The 21,876-nt window shown below is 56.2% G+C and carries 15 protein-coding genes and 3 tRNA genes; 14 read left to right on the top strand and 4 right to left on the bottom strand.

Going from position 1 to position 21,876, the window contains the following annotated elements; translation table 11 throughout:
* Positions 1-52 precede the first annotated feature (52 nt).
* Positions 53-778 (bottom strand): HugZ family protein, encoded by a 726-nt coding sequence (locus V6L81_RS09035; RefSeq protein ID WP_095020921.1) that lies wholly within the window; start codon positions 776-778, stop codon positions 53-55.
* Positions 779-830: 52 nt separating this feature from the next.
* Here V6L81_RS09035 and V6L81_RS09030 point away from each other — a divergent pair, with 52 nt between their 5' ends.
* The 5 genes from V6L81_RS09030 (at position 831) to V6L81_RS09010 (ending at position 7,356) form a co-directional block, all read left to right on the top strand.
* Positions 831-1,589 carry an SDR family oxidoreductase gene (locus tag V6L81_RS09030; RefSeq protein WP_095019396.1) on the top strand — a complete coding sequence of 253 codons (759 nt, stop codon included), beginning with the start codon at positions 831-833 and terminating at the stop codon, positions 1,587-1,589.
* A 783-nt stretch (positions 1,590-2,372) separates the two neighbouring features.
* Positions 2,373-2,894 (top strand): fimbrial protein, encoded by a 522-nt coding sequence (locus tag V6L81_RS09025; RefSeq protein WP_095019395.1) that lies wholly within the window; start codon positions 2,373-2,375, stop codon positions 2,892-2,894.
* 93 nt (positions 2,895-2,987) lie between these two features.
* A complete protein-coding gene (locus V6L81_RS09020) occupies positions 2,988-3,665 on the top strand; it encodes a molecular chaperone (RefSeq protein WP_095003365.1) in 678 nt (225 codons plus the stop codon).
* A 99-nt stretch (positions 3,666-3,764) separates the two neighbouring features.
* On the top strand, positions 3,765-6,356 hold the full coding sequence (locus V6L81_RS09015; RefSeq protein ID WP_338660623.1) for a fimbria/pilus outer membrane usher protein: 2,592 nt from the start codon (positions 3,765-3,767) through the stop codon (positions 6,354-6,356).
* A gap of 10 nt (positions 6,357-6,366) precedes the next feature.
* Positions 6,367-7,356: a fimbrial protein gene (locus tag V6L81_RS09010; RefSeq protein WP_095019393.1), complete on the top strand. Its 990-nt coding sequence runs from the start codon at positions 6,367-6,369 to the stop codon at positions 7,354-7,356.
* 178 nt (positions 7,357-7,534) lie between these two features.
* Here the strand turns inward: V6L81_RS09010 and V6L81_RS09005 are convergent, their stop codons facing one another.
* The gene (locus V6L81_RS09005) at positions 7,535-8,548 is read right to left on the bottom strand and encodes a DUF481 domain-containing protein (RefSeq protein WP_095003350.1); all 1,014 of its coding nucleotides are present in this window, start codon (positions 8,546-8,548) and stop codon (positions 7,535-7,537) included.
* Between the two features lie 141 nt (positions 8,549-8,689).
* On the opposite strand from V6L81_RS09005, the gene V6L81_RS09000 reads away from it, so the two are divergent.
* The 4 genes from V6L81_RS09000 to V6L81_RS08985 all read left to right on the top strand — a co-directional run bounded on the left by V6L81_RS09000 (position 8,690) and on the right by V6L81_RS08985 (position 13,420).
* Positions 8,690-9,043 (top strand): MGMT family protein, encoded by a 354-nt coding sequence (locus V6L81_RS09000; RefSeq protein ID WP_095003349.1) that lies wholly within the window; start codon positions 8,690-8,692, stop codon positions 9,041-9,043.
* Between the two features lie 42 nt (positions 9,044-9,085).
* Positions 9,086-10,630, top strand: coding sequence for an AmpG family muropeptide MFS transporter (locus V6L81_RS08995; protein ID WP_095003348.1), 1,545 nt, complete (start codon positions 9,086-9,088; stop codon positions 10,628-10,630).
* Positions 10,631-10,733: 103 nt separating this feature from the next.
* Positions 10,734-12,449: a proline--tRNA ligase gene (locus V6L81_RS08990; RefSeq protein ID WP_095003347.1), complete on the top strand. Its 1,716-nt coding sequence runs from the start codon at positions 10,734-10,736 to the stop codon at positions 12,447-12,449.
* A 17-nt stretch (positions 12,450-12,466) separates the two neighbouring features.
* The gene (locus V6L81_RS08985; RefSeq protein WP_095003346.1) at positions 12,467-13,420 is read left to right on the top strand and encodes a hypothetical protein; all 954 of its coding nucleotides are present in this window, start codon (positions 12,467-12,469) and stop codon (positions 13,418-13,420) included.
* 113 nt (positions 13,421-13,533) lie between these two features.
* Here V6L81_RS08985 and dinB read toward each other — a convergent pair whose 3' ends face one another.
* Entirely contained in the window at positions 13,534-14,595 is a 1,062-nt protein-coding gene (gene dinB / locus V6L81_RS08980; protein ID WP_095003345.1) for a DNA polymerase IV, read from the bottom strand.
* A 289-nt stretch (positions 14,596-14,884) separates the two neighbouring features.
* Here dinB and V6L81_RS08975 point away from each other — a divergent pair.
* The 5 genes from V6L81_RS08975 (at position 14,885) to V6L81_RS08955 (ending at position 19,651) form a co-directional block, all read left to right on the top strand.
* Positions 14,885-14,961: transfer RNA gene (locus V6L81_RS08975), tRNA-Met, on the top strand.
* Positions 14,962-15,154: 193 nt separating this feature from the next.
* A tRNA-Met gene (locus V6L81_RS08970) sits at positions 15,155-15,231 on the top strand.
* A gap of 161 nt (positions 15,232-15,392) precedes the next feature.
* Positions 15,393-15,469 (top strand) — tRNA-Met (locus V6L81_RS08965).
* A 259-nt stretch (positions 15,470-15,728) separates the two neighbouring features.
* A complete protein-coding gene (gene mprF / locus V6L81_RS08960) occupies positions 15,729-18,371 on the top strand; it encodes a bifunctional lysylphosphatidylglycerol flippase/synthetase MprF (protein WP_338660622.1) in 2,643 nt (880 codons plus the stop codon).
* Positions 18,371-19,651 carry a virulence factor family protein gene (locus V6L81_RS08955; protein WP_095019817.1) on the top strand — a complete coding sequence of 427 codons (1,281 nt, stop codon included), beginning with the start codon at positions 18,371-18,373 and terminating at the stop codon, positions 19,649-19,651. Before mprF ends, V6L81_RS08955 begins: the two co-directional genes overlap by 1 nt.
* A gap of 170 nt (positions 19,652-19,821) precedes the next feature.
* Here the strand turns inward: V6L81_RS08955 and V6L81_RS08950 are convergent, their stop codons facing one another.
* Positions 19,822-21,723 (bottom strand): potassium transporter Kup, encoded by a 1,902-nt coding sequence (locus V6L81_RS08950; RefSeq protein ID WP_095020421.1) that lies wholly within the window; start codon positions 21,721-21,723, stop codon positions 19,822-19,824.
* Positions 21,724-21,876 lie beyond the last annotated feature (153 nt).

Below are 21,876 nucleotides of genomic sequence, written 5' to 3'. Positions count from 1 at the left end.
AGAATATCTTCCAACCAAGACTAGATGACGGCGCGCCTGTGCAAATTCAAGGTCAGACCATCTGTTTTTTCGGCCACTCACTGGCACGGGCCAGCAAAACCAAGGCTTCGCGCACCTGTGTCGAAGTGTTGCAAGGCTCCGGAAAAGCCAACCAGTGCACGCCTTCGCCGATGCGCAGGTGCATGCCTTCGCTGTCGATGCCCACCAGCATAGCTGGCGCTGTTTGCGGCAGGCCGGTCAGTTTGACGTAGTGTTCAATGGCATTGGCGTGATCGCTGTTCATATGCTCGACCATCCGCACCTCGACCTGCCCGGCGAAAGGGTTGGCCAGCGTGACCTGGTCCAGCCAGTGGATGGCACCAAAGCCGCCTATGTAGCGATGACGAACCGGGTTGAGCACCCAGAAATCGAAATCATGGGCAGTGTCATAGCCCTTCGCCTCGGGAAAGTAGCGGTAGTAACGCTCGGCTGCGGCTTCAATGGCTGCGGGATCGCTCAATTGCACGGCTTCGGCCAGCACGGTAAGACGGCCAACAGCCTGCACCTCTTCAGCGCCCCGCTCCCCCACCATCAGTGAACACTTGGGATCCTTGCGCAGGTTGTGGGTGTGCTGGGCGATGCGGCTGATCAGGATCAGTGGTCTCCCCAGCTCATCCAGGCAATAAGGCACCACGGAGCCGAAGGGAAATCCCGGCATGGCCTTGGACTGGGTAGCCAGGGCGCCACGGTATTCCTTGAGCAGTAATTCTCGGGCATGCTTGGCAGCTTCAACGCTCAACTTATGACTCCTTAATAAAAATCCGTAGATAACGGTCGAGATCAGGGCACTCATGCAACTTAAAGACAAAGTAATCATTATCACTGGCGGCTGCCAGGGGCTGGGTCGCGCCATGGCCGAGTACCTGGCAGCCAAGGGCGCCAAACTGGCACTGGTCGACCTCAACCCGGAAAAACTCGAACTGGCGGTGGCAGCCTGCCAGGCGCACGGCGTCGAGGCCCGAGCCTACCTGTGCAACGTCGCTGACGAAGAACAGGTTACGCAAACCGTTGGTCAAATTGCAGAAGATTTTGGTGCGATCAACGGCCTGGTCAACAACGCCGGCATTTTGCGTGACGGCCTGCTGCTCAAGGTCAAGGATGGCGTTATGACCAAGATGAGCCTGGCGCAATGGCAAGCGGTAATTGATGTCAACCTGACCGGAGTTTTCCTGTGCACCCGTGAGGTAGCGGCGAAAATGATCGAGCTCAACAGCGAGGGCGCGATCATCAATATCTCGTCGATCTCCCGTGCCGGCAATGTCGGCCAGACCAACTACTCGGCGGCCAAGGCCGGGGTTGCTGCTGCCACCGTGACCTGGGCCAGGGAACTGTCGCGTTACGGCATTCGTGTAGCCGGGATTGCACCGGGCTTTATCGAAACCGAAATGACCCTGGGCATGAAACCCGAAGCCCTTGAAAAAATGACCTCGGGCATTCCGCTCAAGCGCATGGGCAAGGTTGAAGAAATCGCTCATTCGGCAGCGTACATTTTTGAAAACGACTACTACACCGGGCGCATTCTGGAACTGGATGGCGGGTTGCGGATCTAGGCATCACCTCCCGCAAAGATAGGCTTGGGTTCAATCATGAAACGGCCTGGACGCCCAATCCAGGCCTCACCGTTCTCCTCGTTCGGAGTGCGTCAGCGCAAAGCTGTCAGATGCCGGACTAAGCGGTAAACCGCCAAGAAAGCCAATTCACAGGCTTTCGACACATCAAAATCGGATAACAAACACCTTGCCGGCCGAGTCTTTCACTCGACGCTCTCGCTCGAACTGAACGTTGCTCCGATAATCACAACGCTTGCTAAATCGATGTTCAAGGTGGGGGTGACTAGCGCTACCCACCTATCACCACCGCTCTCCAGGCGCAGTTCATAGCCCCGCAATACCCGAGCCCGCACTTGTTGGATTGAGGCGGAATTTTACTGCGGCTTGATCCCGGGAATATTCGAGCAAACCTGATTGATACAGTAGCCGATGCAGGTATTGGTCTTATTTTTCTCTGGCATCGCAGGCATGACCGTTATATCAGGCATTCATGCCGGGGTTTTGCTGTGAGCGGCTATATAGTCTAGCCACAGCAACATCTCAGAAAACTCTTACAAGAACAATAGCAAATGCCCATATAGCATTTAAAAGCCAAACAACGAACATACCCACCCAAGCAGCTACCGCACAGTATCTCTTAAAAGAGAAACTGTGATGTCAACCAGGAATTCAAGGCGACATAACCTCCACCCAACAAGAGAAACAGAATTTAACAGCAAAACAGGAACACCTCATATATTGCACTATCCACACACTTAACCAAACGACATGAGAAATAACTGCATGCGAATTAAAATTATCGCTCTTACACTGCTGACAGGTTCCTCTATTGCAAGCATCGCTAATGCTGCGGACGGGACAATCAACTTTACGGGCACTATTCTCAGCGCGGCATGCACAGTGACGCCAGCGACTGGCACTCAGACAGTCCCACTTAATTCTGTCACCACGAGCAGCTTGAGCACCGCCGGTGTTACTTCGTCACCCACTAAATTCGATATCGTATTGACCAGTTGCCCTTCTACCGTCAGCACGGCCACCGTAAAGTTCGACGGCCCCACAGACAGTGACAACTCAAGCATCCTGAAACTTACGACTGAGCCAGGTGTCGCGACCGGTGTAGGCATCGCACTGTATGAAAAAGATGCCTCAACACAAATTCCGATCGGCACAAGCTCCACCAGCAGCACGCTGTCCACCACCAGTGACACTACCTTTACTTTTTATGCCAAGTACATGGCTACCAAGGCGGTCACTTCAGGTCCGGCTAACGGCAGCACAGACTTCACTATCAACTACAACTAGCCCCCACTCGCCGTGCATTGAGTAATTTCAATGCGTACTGACAACCTGTGCCTACCCCTTGCAAGGGGTAGGCACCTTGAGGAAAACCACACAATGCAATGGCTCACGTCCATCTGTATTACTCTAACTCTCGCCAGCCTGACTCATACTGCTTCGGCGGGAGTGGTAATAGGAGGCACTCGAGTTATTTATGACACCGCAAGAAAAGACTCTTCCTTCTCGGTAAGCAATACTGGAACGTCAGAGCCTTATCTGATTCAGTCCTGGGTAGAAAACCTGCACGACAGCAACAAAGCCCCCTTTATCATAACGCCGCCCCTCTTTCGCCTTGACGCAGACCAAGAAAACACCCTGCGCATCATTCATACGGGAGGGCAGTTACCCGCCGATAAAGAGTCGGCATTCTGGGTGAATGTAAAAACAATATCAGCCTCGGAGAAAAGCGATTCCAACCAGTTACAAATTTCGGTCAAAAGTCGAATCAAGGTTTTTTATCGTCCTACTGGTCTCCCTGGTGATGCGACCGAAGCTTACAAGGCATTGACCTTTACTCGCCAGGGCAGGCAGCTAAAAGTTAACAATCCAACGCCGTATCATGTTTCTTTTTTTCACGTCCGCGTGGGAGATAAAGAAATACAAAATGCCGGTATGGTTGCCCCACAAAAAACGCTCAGCTGGGAGATTCCTCCCGACGCGACCGGACCTGTCAGCTGGCAAGCCATCAACGATTATGGCGGAGTTTCCCCCACCGCAAGTGCCGCACTGCAGTAGCCAGGTACTTTGCATACTTTATTGTCCAGGCCACCCTAAACTTCACACAGCCAAGCGATAGCGACTGAGTTTCACTGCAGTCGTATCGAGGTCGTTCGCATGCAAAAAGCCCCTTTCTACCAGGCCCTTAAATTCCAGGTGCGCCAGCGTGCGCCACTCTTGCACTGCACTCACCTGACTTTATTGATCAGCATACCCGCAACATTAGAACTCGCCTTCCAGCCCTCTTCAGCTTTTGCGCAGGAATACTTCAACCCCCACGCTCTGGAAATGGGTGATCCTGGACAAAAGCCCATCGACCTAGAGTACTTCGCCAACCAGGGCGGGCAACTACCAGGTCTATACAGTGTCGATATCTATCTAAATGATAATCGGGTAGCCCATCGAGACGTAAACTTTGTGAGTATCGCTGGAACACTTCAACCCGAACTGACCTCACCTCAACTCCAGGAGATGGGGGTCAAGCTGGAAGCTTTCCCGGCCTTGCAGCAACTGCCCTCAACAAGCGCAATCAGTACATTGTCAGACTACATCCCCTATGCCAGCAGCCGGTTCGATTTCAAACTGCAGCGGCTGGATATCAGCATCCCCCAAGCCGCACTCACAAGCCAGGCTCATGGCTACGTGGATCCTCAGCTATGGGATCAAGGCCTTTCGGCTGCACTGTTGAACTATAGTTTCAGCGGCTCCAACACGCTCAATAATGATAGCAACAATCGCTCAAAGACAAACGACAGCTATTATTTAAATTTACGCAGTGGCCTGAACTTGGGCGCGTGGAGGCTGCGTAATTATTCTACGTATAATTCACGTAACGGAAACAACAACTGGCAGAACCTCGACACTTATGCGCAAAAGGATATTCAGTCACTAAAGGGGCAACTGACGTTGGGTGACAGCTCAACGCCCAGTGACGTTTTCAACAGTGTGCTATACCGCGGTATTCAATTAAATTCGGACGACAACATGTACCCCGACAGTCTGAAAGGGTTTGCACCCGTTGTTCGAGGCATTGCCCAGAGTAATGCCCAGGTCACCGTGCGACAAAATGGCTACATTATTTATCAAACCTATGTCTCGGCGGGTGCGTTCACAATCACTGACTTGTATCCCACGTCCTCCAGTGGTGACTTGGAAATTGCAATCACCGAAAGTGATGGCACCGTACGCCGTTCAACTCAATCATTTTCTGCGGTACCTGTAATGCTACGTGAAGGGCGTCTGAAGTATTCAGTGACTGCAGGACAATATCGTTCCAACGCCAGCGCAGCCAGCAAACCAAGTTTTATGCAAAGCACGCTGATTTACGGACTGCCCTATGACTACACCCTCTATGGTGGCTTACTGGCATCTGGAAAATATAATGCAACGACTGTTGGTATTGGCCATACGCTGGAAGGTTGGGGGGCGGTATCTGTGGATGCTACACAGGCACACGCCAAACTACGCAACGGGTCCAGCCATCAAGGGCAGTCTTACCGCTTCCTCTATTCAAAAACCATTAATACCACTGACACTACCTTTACGTTGGCCGGATATCGCTACTCCACCAGCGGCTACTACGATTTTCAGGAAGCCAACGAAATTGACCCCGACAACTTCAATAATTGGCGCGGAACCAGCACTAAACGCAGCAAGACGCAGCTCAGCATCAACCAATCTTTTGGAGACAAAGGAAACTTCTATCTTAATGGATACCAACAAAGTTTCTGGCGTCAAAACAAATATGAGCGCAGCCTGACGGCAGGTTATGACCTCAGTTACCGCAGCATCAACTACGGCTTGGCGTATACTTTCACCCAGACACCGCTTGATACTGGACGCAACAACAAAGATCAGCAACTTTCCTTCAAAGTTCAGTTCCCTTTGGGCAAGACACTCCCTAACAGTTGGGCCAGTTACAATTTCAACGCCAGCAAGCAAGGCAGCAGCGCTCATGACGTAGGCCTGAGCGGCACCGCACTGGCAGACAACAACCTGAGCTACAGTATTCAACAGCGGTACGCAAACCAAGGTGTCGGCAGTAGCGGTAATGCCAACGCAAACTACAAAGGCACTTATGGAGAAGCCAGGATTGGTTATAACTACGACACCCGATCACAGCAAGTCAATTACAACTTGCAAGGCGGTATTGTAGCCCACCCTTATGGTGTCACGCTTTCACAACAACATGGTGAAACCATGGCCTTGGTTCGGGCACCTGACGCAGCCGGTGCCAAAGTAAAGAATACTACCGGTGTAAAAACCGACTCGCGTGGTTATGCTGTCGTGCCCTATCTCAGTACATACCGAAAAAACCGGGTAGCGCTTGACACCGCAACACTCACTGACGACGTTGATATTGAGATCAATACCAAAACGGTGATTCCTACCAAAGGTGCGCTTGTATTGGCAGACTTTAAGACTCGTATTGGCAAGCGTGTATTGATTTCTTTGAGTCACGGCGGCAAGCCCGTACCTTTTGGCGCTACCGCGACACTGCTGGATAACTCAACTCATTCTAATAATGAGGGCGTTGTCGGCCTGGAGGGCGAGGTATACCTCAGCGGTGTGCCGCAGTCCGGAGCACTGCATGTAAAATGGGGGGATAAATCTGGCCAGCAATGCACGTCACACTTCATCTTGCCTGAGCTGCTTGTAGAGCAAAACGCCACCCCCGCCATCAGCTCCCTTTCAAGCATCTGTCAATAGGCGGAAAACCATGACTCTTGCCAAATATAAAGCCAGTGACCTTATCGTAAAACATAGAGGTCACGCTACTTTCGGATTGTTCATTCTTGCCTTTTCGAACATCGCCACAGCCAGTTGTTCTTTCTATAACGGGGCCACTTCAGAAATAAGAAAAGATATCAATTTTGGTTCTATCATTGTTCAGCGGGACAGTCCTGCTGGCACCGTATTGGCGACAATAAGCACCGGCCCATATCATAGTTCCTATCCCTTTTTCGGGTGCAACACGAGTTGGACATACCGCTGGACAAATGAAATATTTACTGTCCTGAGCCCCCTGGCAAACCGAATATACAACACCAATATTGACGGGGTCGGGATAAGTACAAATAATGAATCAAACACTTACATCGTACCGTACGACGAACCCCTAGGCGCCAACAATTATATTTCAATCCCCCGCGGTATGCGTGTAAGACTTATCAAAACAAAGGCGGGTGCCGTAGGAGCAGGAACTCTTACCACCGGAAGAATTGCCAGAGCGTCCATTGTTGGAAACTTCTATACCGCCAACATCACATTAGTGGGCGTTAATACTATTGTTCCCGTTGCCTGCTCCGTCACCAGCGCTTCCATCAACGTTCCGATGGGCGATGGAATACCGATGAGCACTTTTACTGGGCCCGGTAGCGTCGCCGCCGAAACACCATTCGCCATAGAGCTAAATTGCGATGCAAACACTCGTGTACAGGTCAAACTGGACGGCAGCCCCCATGCGTCTGCCGTCGAGGGTGTATTGGCGCTGAACTCCACCCCTTCCGGGACCATGGCCAAGGGCATAGGTTTACAATTACTTCACAACAGTACGCCTGTAAAGCTGGCGACTAATATTACCGTAGGGACCGTCACGAACGACGGCAACTACTCAATCCCACTGACGGCCCGGTATTATCAGACCGGCGCAAGCGTAAGTGGTGGCGTGGCAAACAGCACGGCAACATTTACCCTGACCTACAACTGATACCTTAAGTCGATGGTTGCATCTAGATATCAGGTCAGAACCTTAGTTTTTGAGGGAGAGCCCTGTCTCTAATGAGGCAGGCATTGGTGAATTTCAACATCCTTGGAATTCAAACGGGTGTTTTCTGATTCCCCACAAGATCCAAGCCCGCCCTCTCAAGTCATGCCGTACGGTTTTACTACCAGACCACGCCAAACCCTACGGTATAGCGGGTCTTGTTGAGGGCGTTATCAGAGCCACTCGAGCTGCCAATCAGGTCTTTCTCGGCCTTTAGATTCAGCGATGCCCATTCCGTGACCTTGTAACGCAAGCCGATTTCGGAATCGAGACTGTAGTCCGACTCCCCTTCCAGCGACTTGCCCAATTCACCATTGGTGAAAAACGAGACTGTTTTGCCCATCAGGTAACGGTTGTAATCCCACTTCATGGCCAGCGAGTAGAAGTTGTCTTTCTTACCGTCAGAGTATTCGTAATCAGTGCGATTGAGCAGTGAGCCCAGCGAGAATGCGCCCAATTCGTCATCCCAGAACTGGTAGCCGGGGCCGGTACCGACTGTACGCTGACGGGAAATGTCTTCCACCCGGTCGCGGTTATAGGTCAAACGACCTTGCCAGTACCACTTGTCGCTGATGAAGTAATCCAGCGCGTACTCGGCAGTCCAGTTATCCGTGGTTACCACATCGTTCTGAAACTCGCGGTTGTACTCACCCTCTGCGTGATGACGCCAGGCGCCGTGGCGGGCAGTGGTCTTGAAATCGAGATCGTAGTCGTCGGTATCCTTGTCCGCCCGTTTGTAGTCCATCGCCACATCAACATTGCCTTTCCAGACCATGTCTTCGACCAGCGGTTTGGGCTTGATGAGTTGCTGGATACTGGCCAGAGCTACGGTTTTCGGTGCTTCACCGTTGACCAGGGTTACGCTGCCGTCTTCGGCCGCCTGCAATGACTTGGCCTTTTCACCGGTCCAGGCATCCTGCTTGACCAGCAATTCCTGATCACTTTCCAGGGTCTTGACCTGCTTCCAGTCAATGGGCACGGCCCCCGCATACTCGGTCTGAATCAGTAATTTGCCGCCATCAAAGACTTTGATCTTGCCGCTCAGGCGGTCGCCGTTTTTCAACCACACCGTATCGGCAAACACGGGCGCAGCAAGGCACATGACAACAAGGCATAACAGGGTTCTGGACAACATAAGCGGATGCGAAACTCAGAAAAACGGAAGAATGCCGGCATTATCCGGATGGATACGCCCTTGAGGAAGAAAGACCGACTCATTGTGCCGGAGTTCATTCTATAGTTCTGTAACAACCCCCATCTTGACCAGAAGTGTCCCTTGAATACACTGCCAGACATTCTTCAAACTCCCGCCGAGATTCGGCGCACGGCGCTGTATTCAACCTTGATGATGGTGCCTGCAGGTTACGTGGTTACTTACGGGCAACTCGCCGAAGCGGCGGGTCTGGGTCGCGCAGCGCGCTGGGTTGGGCGAACGCTCAGCCAGCTCCCCGACGATACGCGCCTGCCGTGGCACCGGGTTCTTGCCGCCGGTGGTCGTATCAGTCTGCCTGCAGGTAGCCCGTCTGGTGATGAACAGCGCGCGCGTTTGCGGGCAGAAGGCTTGAGCATCATGAATAATCGCGTGGATATGCGACGCCATGGCTGGCGCCAGATAGAGCACTGCGGTTAGAGTGCGCCCTTTGTTTCCGCAACCAGAGGCAGACTCCAGTCCATGCCCCGTAAAACCTGGCGCGAAGCGCTAGCTGCGTATTCCAGCCCCTCGACCCTAGTGCTGTTGCTGCTCGGTTTTGCCGCCGGCTTGCCGTACATGCTGGTGTTTTCAACCCTTTCCGTCTGGTTGCGCGAAGCCGGTGTGGCCCGCGAAACCATTGGCTATGCCAGCCTGATCGGGCTGGCATACGCCTTCAAATGGGTGTGGTCGCCGCTGCTGGACCAATGGCGCCTGCCATTACTCGGCAAACTTGGCCGGCGTCGCTCATGGCTGGTGCTGTCACAGTCACTGGTTATCCTGGGCCTGATCGGCATGGGCTTTTGTGACCCGCAAAAACATCTGTCCTGGCTGATTGCCATTGCGGTTGTAGTGTCTTTCGCTTCGGCGACCCAGGACATTGCCGTCGATGCCTATCGCCTGGAAATCGCCGAAGACAACCGGCAGGCCGCGCTCGCCGCCAGTTACATGTCCGGTTATCGCGTAGCGGCCCTGCTGGCCACGGCGGGCGCCCTGTTCTTTGCCGAAGGCTTCGGTTCGACGGGCTTCAACTACAAACATTCGGCCTGGACCGGCACCTACGTGCTGTTCGGCCTGCTGATGGTCCCCGCACTGCTCACCACCCTGTTTATGCGCGAACCGCCGGTACCGTTGCGCACCCAGCTGTCGGCCGGGCGCTACAGCTTTGGCCATCAGCTGGCGTCAGTTTTTGTACTGATCGTACTGCTGGTATCTGTCCCGGCCATGTTCACCCAGCTCTACAACACCGATTTTGCTGGCGTGTTGTTTGAAGGGGTCAGCCCGCTAAACCTGATACTGGAAGACCGGGCGTTTCTACGCGCCATCCTGTACACCCTGCTCACCGTGTTGTGCCTTTCATCCATCGGACGACGCGGCCTGGCTCCGGTTCTGACCCCGGTTAATGACTTTATCGTTCGGTATCGCTGGCAAGCCCTGCTACTGCTGGGGTTGATTGCCACCTACCGCATGTCGGACACGGTCATGGGCGTAATGGCCAACGTGTTCTATATCGACCAGGGTTTTACCAAGGATCAGATTGCAGGTGTCAGCAAGATTTTCGGCCTGATCATGACCCTTGTCGGTGCGGGCATGGGCGGCTTGTTGATCGTGCGTTTCGGCATTTTGCCAATTCTGTTGATCGGTGGTGCAGCATCGGCAGGCACCAACCTGCTGTTCATGTTGCTGGCCGATATGGGCCCGAACCTGCAGATGCTGATTGTCACCATTTCCCTCGACAACTTCAGCTCCGGCCTCGCCACCTCAGCATTCGTCGCCTACCTGTCCAGTCTGACCAACCTCAAATTCTCCGCCACCCAGTACGCCCTGCTCAGCTCGATCATGCTGCTGCTACCGCGCTTGATGGGCGGTTACTCGGGGGTCATGGTCGAGAAGTTCGGGTATCACAACTTCTTTATCATTACCGCGGTGATGGGCATCCCGACGCTGCTGCTGATTGCCTTGCACTGGTATCAGGAGAGCCGCCGGGCCCGGCAAAAGCCCGTTGTCGACCTGGAAAAGGCCCAATAAACACGAGGGGGAGCACACCTCCCCCGCCCGCCCTGTACGCAGGCAGATCTCGCCCGTACAATGCCGAGTCATTTCTAGTCATCAGCAACGGCACCGGCTAACCATGCGCACCAGTCAATATTTGCTCGCCACACAGAAAGAAACGCCTTCAGATGCGGTCGTTATCAGCCATCAGCTGATGCTGCGCGCAGGCATGATTCGCAAACTTGCTTCGGGCCTCTACACCTGGCTGCCCATGGGCCTGCGGATCATGCGCAAGGCCGAAGCCATTGTTCGCGAAGAAATGAACGCTGCAGGCGCTCTGGAAGTGCTGATGCCGAGTATCCAGCCAGCTGAGTTGTGGCAGGAGTCCGGCCGTTGGGAAGAGTACGGCCCTGAACTGTTGCGCCTTAAAGACCGCCACGGTCGCGAGTTCTGCGTGGGCCCGACCCACGAAGAAGTGATCACCGACCTGTGCCGCAACGAGTTGAACAGCTACAAACAGCTGCCAATCAACCTGTACCAGATCCAGACCAAATTCCGTGACGAAATCCGCCCGCGCTTCGGCTTGATGCGCGGCCGCGAATTCATCATGAAGGACGCCTACTCCTTCCACGCAGACACCGCTTCGCTGCAGGTCACCTATGACCGTATGCACCAGGCCTACTGCAACGTGTTCACCCGCCTGGGCCTGAACTTCCGCCCAGTTGAAGCCGACAACGGCTCCATCGGCGGTGCCGGCTCCCACGAGTTCCACGTTCTGGCTGAATCCGGCGAAGACGATATCGTGTTCAGCAATGGTTCCGACTACGCGGCCAACATCGAAAAAGCCGAAGCCGTACCCGCCGAAACTTCGCGCCCTGCTGCCACCCAGGAGCTGCGCCTGGTCGACACACCGGATGCCAAGACCATCGCGCAATTGGTTGATGGCTATGACCTGCCAATCGAGAAAACCGTCAAGACCCTGATCGTTCACGCCGCCGAAGCTGGCAAACTGATCGCTCTGGTGATCCGTGGCGATCACGAACTCAACGAAATCAAGGCTGCCAACCATCCGCTGGTGCACAGCCCGCTGGTCATGGCCTCGGATGCCGAACTGCGTGACGCCATCGGCGCCGGCGCTGGCTCTCTGGGCCCGCTGAACCTGCCACTGCCATGCATCATTGATCGCTCGGTCGAGCTGATGAGCGACTTCGGTGTGGGTGCCAATATCGACGACAAACACTATTTCGGCGTGAACTGGGAGCGCGACCTGCCAGTACCGACCGTTGCCGACCTGCGCAACGTGGTGGCCGGCGACCCTAGCCCGGACGGCAAAGGCACGCTGGAAATCAAGCGCGGTATCGAAGTGGGTCACATCTTCCAGCTGGGCACCAAGTACAGCGAAGCCATGAAGTGCCAGGTACTGGGCGAAAACGGCAAGCCGGTCACCCTGGCCATGGGCTGCTACGGCATTGGTGTTTCCCGCGTGGTTGCCGCAGCCATCGAGCAGAACAACGACGAGCGTGGCATTATCTGGAGCGATGCCCTGGCCCCGTTCCAGGTTGCCCTGGTACCGCTGCGCTACGAAACCGAAGCCGTACGTGAAGCTACCGACACGCTCTATGCCGAACTGACTGCAGCTGGCTTTGAAGTGCTGCTGGACGATCGCGACAAGAAAACCAGCCCCGGCATCAAGTTCGCAGACATGGAACTGATCGGCATCCCGCACCGGATCGTGGTCAGCGACCGTGGCCTGGCTGAAGGCAATCTGGAATACAAGAGCCGCACCGAAGCAGAGCCGCAAGCCCTGCCCGTTGCTGATGTGCTTGCCTTCCTTCAGGCCCGTATCGCTCGCTGAAACCAGATAGAGACGCCATGTTCACTCGAAACACCTTGACCCTCGGGGGCGCCGCCATGTGCGGCGCCCTGCTGCTGAGCGGCTGTGCCAATCACATGTCGCAACGCAGCGAGCACGAGGAACGCATCGAGCGCAAACTGCTCGCCCACAGCCTGCAGATCGATGTCGGCTCGCCAACTGTGCTTGAGCTGCCGCAACGTCGTGTGCGCATCAATGAACAGAAGACCTTCGAGGTCACCGAGTTCGATGTCACACGTCATTACGACCGCTACACCCCATACCAACCCTGGCGCGAAGTCTACGAGATTCCGCTGGGCGCGGTGGCTATTGTCGCCGGGGTAGGTGCCAATGTGCTTAATGTGTTCATGTTCGGGCAACTGCCTGACAGCGTGACCAAAGACTGGATCAACTACGGCTTTGCAGGGGTAAACCCGGCGATGAACGTGCAGTCCCATGGCCGCGCCGAGCAGAACCTGGCGGGGATTGATGATGTTCAGCGTGACAAGCGCCTGGAATATTCAAGCCTGCCCTGGGCCGAACGCCCGGTGGTGATCAAGGCTGGCAAACAGACCCACGAGCTGACCACAGACCGCAATGGCGTGCTGCGCCTCAACCTGCTGGACAGCCCTTTTGCCGAACAGGATCTCAATCACGTCGGCAAGCTGACCATCATGGTGGAAGACGCCCAGGACGAAACCCATTCCGATTCGACCCTGTCGATCAGCAGTCACCTGCGTGGCAAGCTGCTCGAAGCACATAACCTGATCTACGACGACCTGGAGGGTGACGACGTCAACCAATGGGTACATCGGGTCAAACGCCTGTCGGAACTGGGGCTGGAAGAAGAAGCCAGCGAACTGGAACAAAGCCTGATCGAACTCACGCGCAACGATCCTGAGCTGCAACGTGAATTTCTTCAATCCTTGACCAAAAATGCCGGGAGACTGGTAGCGGATCCCGGCGTCAGTTGACGCAACTCTGACATGTGGGAGCGGGCTTGCTCGCGATGATATCGCTGCGGTTTTCCTGACAGACCGCACGCCAGCATCGCGAGCAAGCCCGCTCCCCCAACCAGCAAACCAGCCTACCCCTTGAACAGCTCCAGCTGCTCAAAACCACTGTTCAAATCATGCAAACGCACGCCCAGCCCGAGCAATCGCACGGGCCTGGCACCGCGCGCAAACGCCTGGCTCAACAACCCCTGATAACTCTCAAGGTCGCGCCCGGCACCGGACTGCTCCAGCGTGGTCTGGGTAAAGTCATGGAACTTCACTTTGACAAACGGCTTGCCGGGGCGATAACTGCTGTCGATACGGCCAATACGCCGGTTCAGGGTCTCTAGCAACTCCGGGAGTTTCTCCAGGCAAGAGGCCAGATCTGGCAGGTCAGTATCGTAAGTGTTTTCCACGCTGACTGACTGACGCCGACTGTCACTTTGCACCGGACGCTCATCAATCCCCTGCGCCAACCCCCACAACCGCTCACCAAAACTGCCGAATTCCCGCACCAGAGCCAGTTTGTTCCAATCACGCAGTTGCAGGCAGGTTTCGATACCCAGGCGCCCAAGCTTGTCCGCCGTGACTTTGCCCACGCCATGCAGCTTATTGACCGGCAAGGCAGACACGAAATCATCAACCTGATCAGGGGTGATCACGAACAAGCCGTTGGGCTTGCGCCAGTCACTGGCAATTTTGGCCAGAAACTTGTTGGGGGCTACCCCGGCCGACACCGTGATATGCAACTGATTGGAAACGCGCCGGCGGATGTCCTGAGCTATGCGCGTGGCACTGCCGGCAAAATGCGGGCTGTCGGATACATCCAGATAGGCTTCATCCAGAGACAGCGGCTCAATCAGCTCGGTGTAGTCGCGCAAGATGCCGTGAATCTCTCTGGACGCTTCTTTATAAGCATCCATCCTGCCGTTGACGATAACCAGGTCCGGGCACAGCTTGAGCGCATGCCGGGACGCCATTGCCGAGCGCACGCCATAAGCCCGAGCTTCATAATTACAGGTCGAGATGACCCCGCGCCGATCAGCCGAGCCCCCGACAGCCATCGGCTTGTTTGCCAGGCTCGGGTCATCACGCATCTCAATAGCGGCATAGAAACAGTCACAGTCGACGTGGATGATTTTGCGCTGCGTCATGTAAGGCGGTGTTCTTCAAGGAGGTAGGCAATACTCGGCGCAAGTATGTCACCGCGAACTGTATATAGCACCAGTAGTCTTGATTCTCCCCGACAGACGCGGGAAAAATCGCAGCTGAATTGTTTTTTTCAATCGAATCTCTACCCTCAATAGAGCTACACCCCATACGGAACAGGGCCTGCAGGTCTTTTTATAGCTGTATTTTCTAGCTAAGCAATTGACGCATAACGAATTTTTCTAAATTAACGTTTGACAGCCCTGCGTATCGCTGTAGAATCCACCCCACAGACGCGGGATGGAGCAGTCTGGTAGCTCGTCGGGCTCATAACCCGAAGGTCGTCGGTTCAAATCCGGCTCCCGCAACCAAACATCGAAAAAGGCTACTCGAAAGAGTGGCCTTTTTTGTGCGCGTGTGTTTTGTGCTGCCACCCACCCCGTAGCAGCTGCTACGGACCGAACTGCCCATATCCAAAATCAATGCCAGCTTTGATCTTATTTAACTCATTTATACATTAAAGGTTGACTCCCCCGCCCATCACTGTAAAGTGCGCCCCACAGACGCGGGATGGAGCAGTCTGGTAGCTCGTCGGGCTCATAACCCGAAGGTCGTCGGTTCAAATCCGGCTCCCGCAACCAAACATTAAAAGGCTGCTCGAAAGAGTGGCCTTTTTTGTGCCCGGGTGTTTTTGCCCTCCTCCTGCCAAATGCAGAGAATGGATTAAAACCGGGTATTTCAAGCGGTTACGTGATTTAAGGGTTGACACCTTAACGATTCGCTGTAGAATCCACCACACAGACGCGGGATGGAGCAGTCTGGTAGCTCGTCGGGCTCATAACCCGAAGGTCGTCGGTTCAAATCCGGCTCCCGCAACCAAACATCAAAAAAGGCTACTCGAAAGAGTGGCCTTTTTTGTGCGCGCTCGAAAAGTCAGGGGCAAGCGTTTATTGACATTAAACGTCATATTTCTGAAAGTCCGTTCATCTATGCTGTCCGCCAACAATTACCCTTTTTTCTCAGACCAATCCTGAACCTCAGGCAAACGGCTGAACACATTTAGAAATATTTTGACCAAAAGGATTGGTAACTTGAGCCTATGCCTCCATCCTATCGCGCACGATCCACGAGGTGATTGATGCCCGATAACTCGCCAGAACCCAAAGAAGCCGTTACAGCAGCCCACCCCATAGCCGCGACCCGTTTGCGCTGGCTGGATTTGCTGAGCAAGTATCGCCAGCCCATTGGGCTCGCGCTCACGCTGCTGTTATTTGCAATAGCACTGATTGCATGTCGCCATCTGTTAAGCGAACTTGACCTGTACGCCCTGCATGACTCGATCCTCGAAGTTCCCAAGCCCGCCCTCTTCGGTGCCGTGGCTGCGACTGCCGCGGGTTTTATCATCCTGCTCGGTTATGAGTGGTCAGCCAGCCGCTATGCGGGGGTAAAACTGCCACCCAAAACCCTGGCACTGGGCGGCTTTACCGCCTTTGCCATTGGCAATGCCATCGGCCTGTCGCTGCTGTCCGGCGGCTCTGTGCGGTATCGCCTTTATGCCCGGTATGGCGCGGGGGCGTCAGAAGTCGCCCATATGACTCTGTTTGCCAGCCTATCGCTGGGCTGCGCCCTGCCACCGCTGGCGGCACTGGCCACATTGAGCAATTTGCCCGCAGCCTCCGCCGCCCTGCATATCCCGGCCTGGATATTGGGTGCTATCGCTTTTGCGGTGCTGGCCCTGTTTGCCTTGCTGGCAATAGGAATCTACCGCCGACGCCTGCCCGAGCAGCCGATCCCGGACAACCTGCTGGTCAAGGCCGGCCGCCGCACATTGCGCCTGCCAAGTGCGCGCCTGACCTTGCTGCAACTGGTCATTACCGCTCTGGACGTCGCGGCCGCCGCCACGGTGCTCTATCTGCTGTTGCCTGAAGCACCGCCCTTCGGCGCATTTATGCTGGTTTACCTGCTGGCCCTGGCGGCCGGCGTGCTCAGCCACGTCCCCGGCGGTGTCGGGGTGTTTGAGGCAATCTTGCTGGCAGCCTTCGCCGACAAGCTCGGCGCCGCACCATTGGCGGCAGCCCTGCTGCTGTATCGCATGATCTATGTGATTCTGCCGCTGCTGATTGCCTGCCTGATGCTGCTGATGACCGAAGCTCAGCGCCTGATTCACACCCGCCAAAGCCTGCGGGTTGCGTCAGGCCTGGCCGCTCCGGTACTGGCCGTGCTGGTATTCATGTCCGGCGTGGTTTTGCTGTTCTCCGGCGCCACACCGGAAATCGACACGCGCCTCGAACACATCGGTTTTCTGATCCCCCATCGCCTGGTCGACGCTTCGCACTTTGGCGCCAGCCTGATCGGCGTGCTCTGCCTGCTTTTGGCCCAGGGCTTGCGCCGCCGCCTGTCCGCCGCCTGGATGCTGACCACTATCCTGTTGCTGGTCGGCGCCGTGCTGTCCCTGCTGAAAGGCTTCGACTGGGAGGAAGCCACTATCCTGGTTCTCACCGCCAGCCTGCTGGGCCTGTTCCGCCGCTCTTTCTACCGCCCGAGCCGCCTGACCGAACTGCCCTTTTCACCGCTATATCTGGTGGCCAGTGTCTGCGTACTGGGTGCCTCGATCTGGTTGCTGTTGTTCGCCTATCAGGACGTTCCTTATAGCCATCAACTGTGGTGGCAGTTCACCCTTGACTCGGACGCACCACGGGGCCTGCGCTCGCTGCTGGGTGCCGCGGTACTGCTGGTGGTCGTATCCCTGACCTGGTTGCTGCGCACCGCCTGCCCGGTGATCCACCTGCCCGATGCCACCGAACTGGAAAAGGCCGGCAAGATCATCCTTGCCTCCGACCAGCCCGACGGCGGCCTCGCACTGACCGGCGACAAGGCCTTGCTGTTCCACCCCGACGACAACGCCTTCCTGATGTACGCTCGCCGCGGGCGCAGCCTGGTGGCGCTGTACGACCCGATCGGACCGCCCCAGCAACGTGCCGAGTTGATCTGGCAGTTTCGCGACCTGTGCGACACCGTCCATGCCCGCCCCGTGTTCTATCAGGTACGCGCCGAGAACCTGCCGTTCTATATGGACATCGGCCTGACCGCGATCAAGCTCGGTGAAGAAGCCCGGGTCGACTTGCACCGCTTTGATCTCGAAGCCAAGGGCAAAGAGATGAAGGACCTGCGCTACACCTGGAACCGTGGCACCCGTGACGGCCTATCACTGGAAATCCACGAACCGGGTGAGGCACCAATGGATGAGCTCAAGGTCATTTCCGACGCCTGGCTCACCGGCAAGAATGTGCGGGAAAAAGGCTTCTCACTCGGGCGCTTCAGCGAGGACTACATCAAGCACTTTCGCATCGCGATCATTCGCTTTGAAGGCAAGCCGGTGGCCTTTGCCAACCTGCTTGAGACCCACAGCCATGAGCTGTCGAGCCTCGACCTGATGCGTGCCCACCCGGACGCGCCGAAACTGACCATGGAATTCATGATGGTCGGCCTGATTCAGCATTATAAAAAGCATGGATACGCCCGTTTCAGCCTGGGAATGGTACCTCTGTCCGGCCTGCAACCGCGTCGCGGCGCACCCTTGACCCAACGTTTGGGTTCGATGCTGTTCCAGCGCGGCGAGCACCTGTACAACTTCCAGGGTTTGCGTCGCTTTAAAGACAAATTCCAGCCCGACTGGGAACCTCGTTATATGGCCGTACCCGCCGGACTTGATCCGCTGGTGGCACTGGCTGATACCGCCGCCCTGATTGCAGGCGGCTTGACTGGATTGGTGAAACGTTAATGAAACATCGTTCCTGGCGGTTTTTGTTGCTTGCCTTGATAGTTCTGGTCGCCCTGGCAGCAGGCGGCTATTGGTGGTGGAATCGCCCGGCTCCGGAACCGACGATTGAACACCTGGGCCAGAGCGATGGCTCGACCCTGACCAGGGTCACACCCGGACAGAGAGCCCAGGCCCGGGTGGTGATTGCCACTCCGGCCGAAGAAGCCCTGAACGACAAGCAACTCATGGCCCTCAGCCGCGCAGGCAAGGCGCAACTGGTGCAAGTGATCCTGCCCAAGGACGACTGCACCCTGCAACAGCAAGCACTGCAAACCGCGCTACAGCAGCTCAAGGGGCCTGCAACCCTGGTCAGCGGCATAGGCCCTGGGGCCACTCTGGCCTGGCGCTGGCTGGCCGCGCAAACCAACGACAAGGCGCAAGCCGTATCGGTGGGTTTCAAGCTGGAAGAACCCGGCTGCACACTGCCCGTTCCGAAAACTGCCACCCACGGTAACTGGCTGGTGGCCTGGAACGACAACCCTGATGACCCGAGCGCGGCTTTTGTACGCGATCAACCGAATGCGCAGACCAGCATCAGCGACTACGACATTCACTACCCACAAGTCCTGAGCAACGAGCTGCGCAAAATCCTGGTGGGCGATGAAAACGGCGGGCTGAGCATGCCGGTGGTCGAAGTACCTGCCGGCCAGCAAAACAGCACCGTGACCCTGTTCCTCTCCGGTGATGGAGGCTGGCGGGATCTGGACCGTGACGTGGCGGGCGAGATGGCCAAGATCGGCTACCCGGTGGTGGGCATCGACATGCTGCGCTACTACTGGCAGCACAAGACCCCCGAGCAAAGCGCCACCGACCTCACCGAGCTGATGCAGCACTACCGGCAAAAATGGGGCACCCAGCGCTTTGTACTGGTGGGCTATTCGTTTGGTGCAGATGTTTTGCCGGCCACCTACAACCGCCTGCCTGAAGCGGAGCAAAAGCGTGTCGACTCGATCATGCTGCTGGCCTTTGCCCGCAGCGGCAGTTTTGAGATCCATGTCGATGGCTGGCTGGGCAAGGCTGGCGCAGAAGCGGATACCGGCGAAGAAATGTCCAAGCTGCCAGCCAGTAAAGTCGTGTGCATCTATGGCGCAGAAGAAGTCGATGAAAGCGGCTGCACTGCCAAGACCGCGGTCGGCGAAAGCCTCAAGCTGCCCGGCGGCCATCACTTCGACGAGAATTACCCGGCCCTCGCCCAGCGCCTGGTGGACCTGATCAAGAAACATCAGGCGACGGCCCAATAAGTCAGCCTTTGTGGGAGCGGGCTTGCCCGCGATAGCAACGACTCGATCTACCAGATACACCGAGCCGCCTGCATCGCGAGCAAGCCCGCTCCCACAGTTACAGGCCCCGGCTTAACCAAAAAAGCCCCGACTCTCGCGAGCCGGGGCTTTTTTATTGCGCCTGGACGGGTTTACATCTCGACCTGCGTCCCCAGCTCAATCACCCGGTTAACCGGCAGCTTGAAGAAGCGCAGGTTGCTGTTGGCATTCTTGAGCATAAAGGCGAACAAGGCTTCACGCCAACGCGCCATACCCACCAGTTTGGAGGTAATCACTGTCTCACGGCTAAGGAAGTAAGTGGTGCGCATCGGGCTGAAATCCAGCTCATCAAGATGGCACAGCTTCAACGCATCAGGCACATCCGGTTCATCCATAAAGCCAAAGTGCAGGATCACCCGGAAGAACCCGTCACCATAGGCGTCCACCTCGAACCGTCGCGAAGCGGGCACTCGCGGCGAGTCTTCGTTGACCACCGTCAGCAATACCACCTGCTCGTGCAGCACCTGGTTGTGCAGCAAGTTGTGCAACAGCGCATGAGGCACGGCATCCGGGCGCGCGGTCAGAAACACCGCCGTCCCCTTCACCCGATGCGGCGGCTGTACCCGGATGCTGCTGATAAACAGCGGCAGTGGCAGCGCGCTTTCGTCAAGACGGTCCACCAGTAGTTGCTTGCCGCGGCGCCAGGTGGTCATCAGGACAAACAGCACTATGCCCGCCAGCACCGGAAACGCCCCGCCCTGGAAGATTTTCGGCACGTTGGCAATAAAGAACAGACCGTCCACCAGCAAAAAGCCGATCAACACGGGCACGGCCAGAACAGGTGGCCACTTCCACAACAGCAACATCACTGCCGACACCAGAATACTGGTAATCAGCATGGTCCCTGTGACCGCCACCCCATAAGCCGAAGCCAGGGCACCCGAAGACTCAAAGCCCAGCACCAGCAAAATCACCCCGACCATCAGCGACCAGTTCACCGCGCCAATGTAGATCTGGCCCTGTTCGGCGCTTGAGGTGTGCTGGATATGCATGCGCGGGATATAACCCAGCTGAATTGCCTGATGGGTCAGGGAGAAGGCTCCGGAAATCACGGCCTGGGAGGCAATCACCGTCGCCAGCGTGGCCAGCCCGACCAAAGGTATCAACGCCCAGGCCGGCGCCAGCAGATAGAACGGGTTGCGCGCCGCCTCAGGATTTTCCAGCAGCAAGGCGCCCTGGCCAAAGTAGTTGAGCACCAGCGCGGGCAACACCAGGATGAACCAGGCCCGGGCAATCGGCTTGCGACCAAAGTGGCCCATATCGGCATACAGTGCCTCGGCGCCGGTCAGCGCCAGCACCACGGCACCCAGAATGGCAACGCCCATGCCAGGGTGAGAAACAAAGAACCGCACGCCCCATAGCGGGTTCAGCGCATTGAGCACTTCAGGGTGCTGAACGATACCGTGGATCCCCAGGCCGCCCAGCACCACAAACCACACCACCATGACTGGCCCGAACAGCTTGCCGATACTGGCCGTGCCATGGCGCTGAATCAAAAACAGCAGCACCAGCACAATCAAGGCCAGCGGCACGACCCAATGCTCCAGGCCGTCGAATGCCAGCTCAAGCCCTTCTACGGCGGATAGCACCGAGATCGCCGGGGTAATCATGCTGTCGCCGTAAAACAGTGCCGCACCGATCAACCCCAGGATCACCAGCACCGAACGCAACTTCGGATAAGGCGACGCCGCACGCCTGGCCAGTGCGGTCAGGGCCATGATGCCACCCTCCCCTTCGTTGTCGGCGCGCAGGATAAACAGCACGTACTTGATCGAGACCACCCAGATCAGCGACCAAAGAATCAGCGCCAAAATACCGAAGACACCGTCATGGTTGACCTGCACACCATAGCCGCCGGAAAACACCTCTTTGAGGGTGTACAACGGGCTGGTACCGATATCGCCGTACACCACTCCGACCGCTGCAACCAGCATCCCGATAGGCTTGGCCTTCGAGTGACCGTCTTCTGCCGCCTGACTGCTTGCCTGCCCCATCAACCACTCCTACGACCATTGACCGCGTTTCTTAATGGCTTGCGCTACATTTGATCAGCAGCATGCGCTGATTTCCCGAGTGTTAGCTACGGCTCCTGCCTACAAAATCACGTTAGTTAAAAACCCTGCTTTCGCAACGGCGCGCAGCATAGC

The organism is Pseudomonas bubulae (assembly GCF_037023725.1).
Taxonomy (GTDB): Bacteria; Pseudomonadota; Gammaproteobacteria; order Pseudomonadales; family Pseudomonadaceae; genus Aquipseudomonas; species Aquipseudomonas bubulae.
The sequence above is the reverse complement of the archived record's forward strand: the minus strand, read 5'-3'. Positions and strand labels throughout refer to the sequence as shown.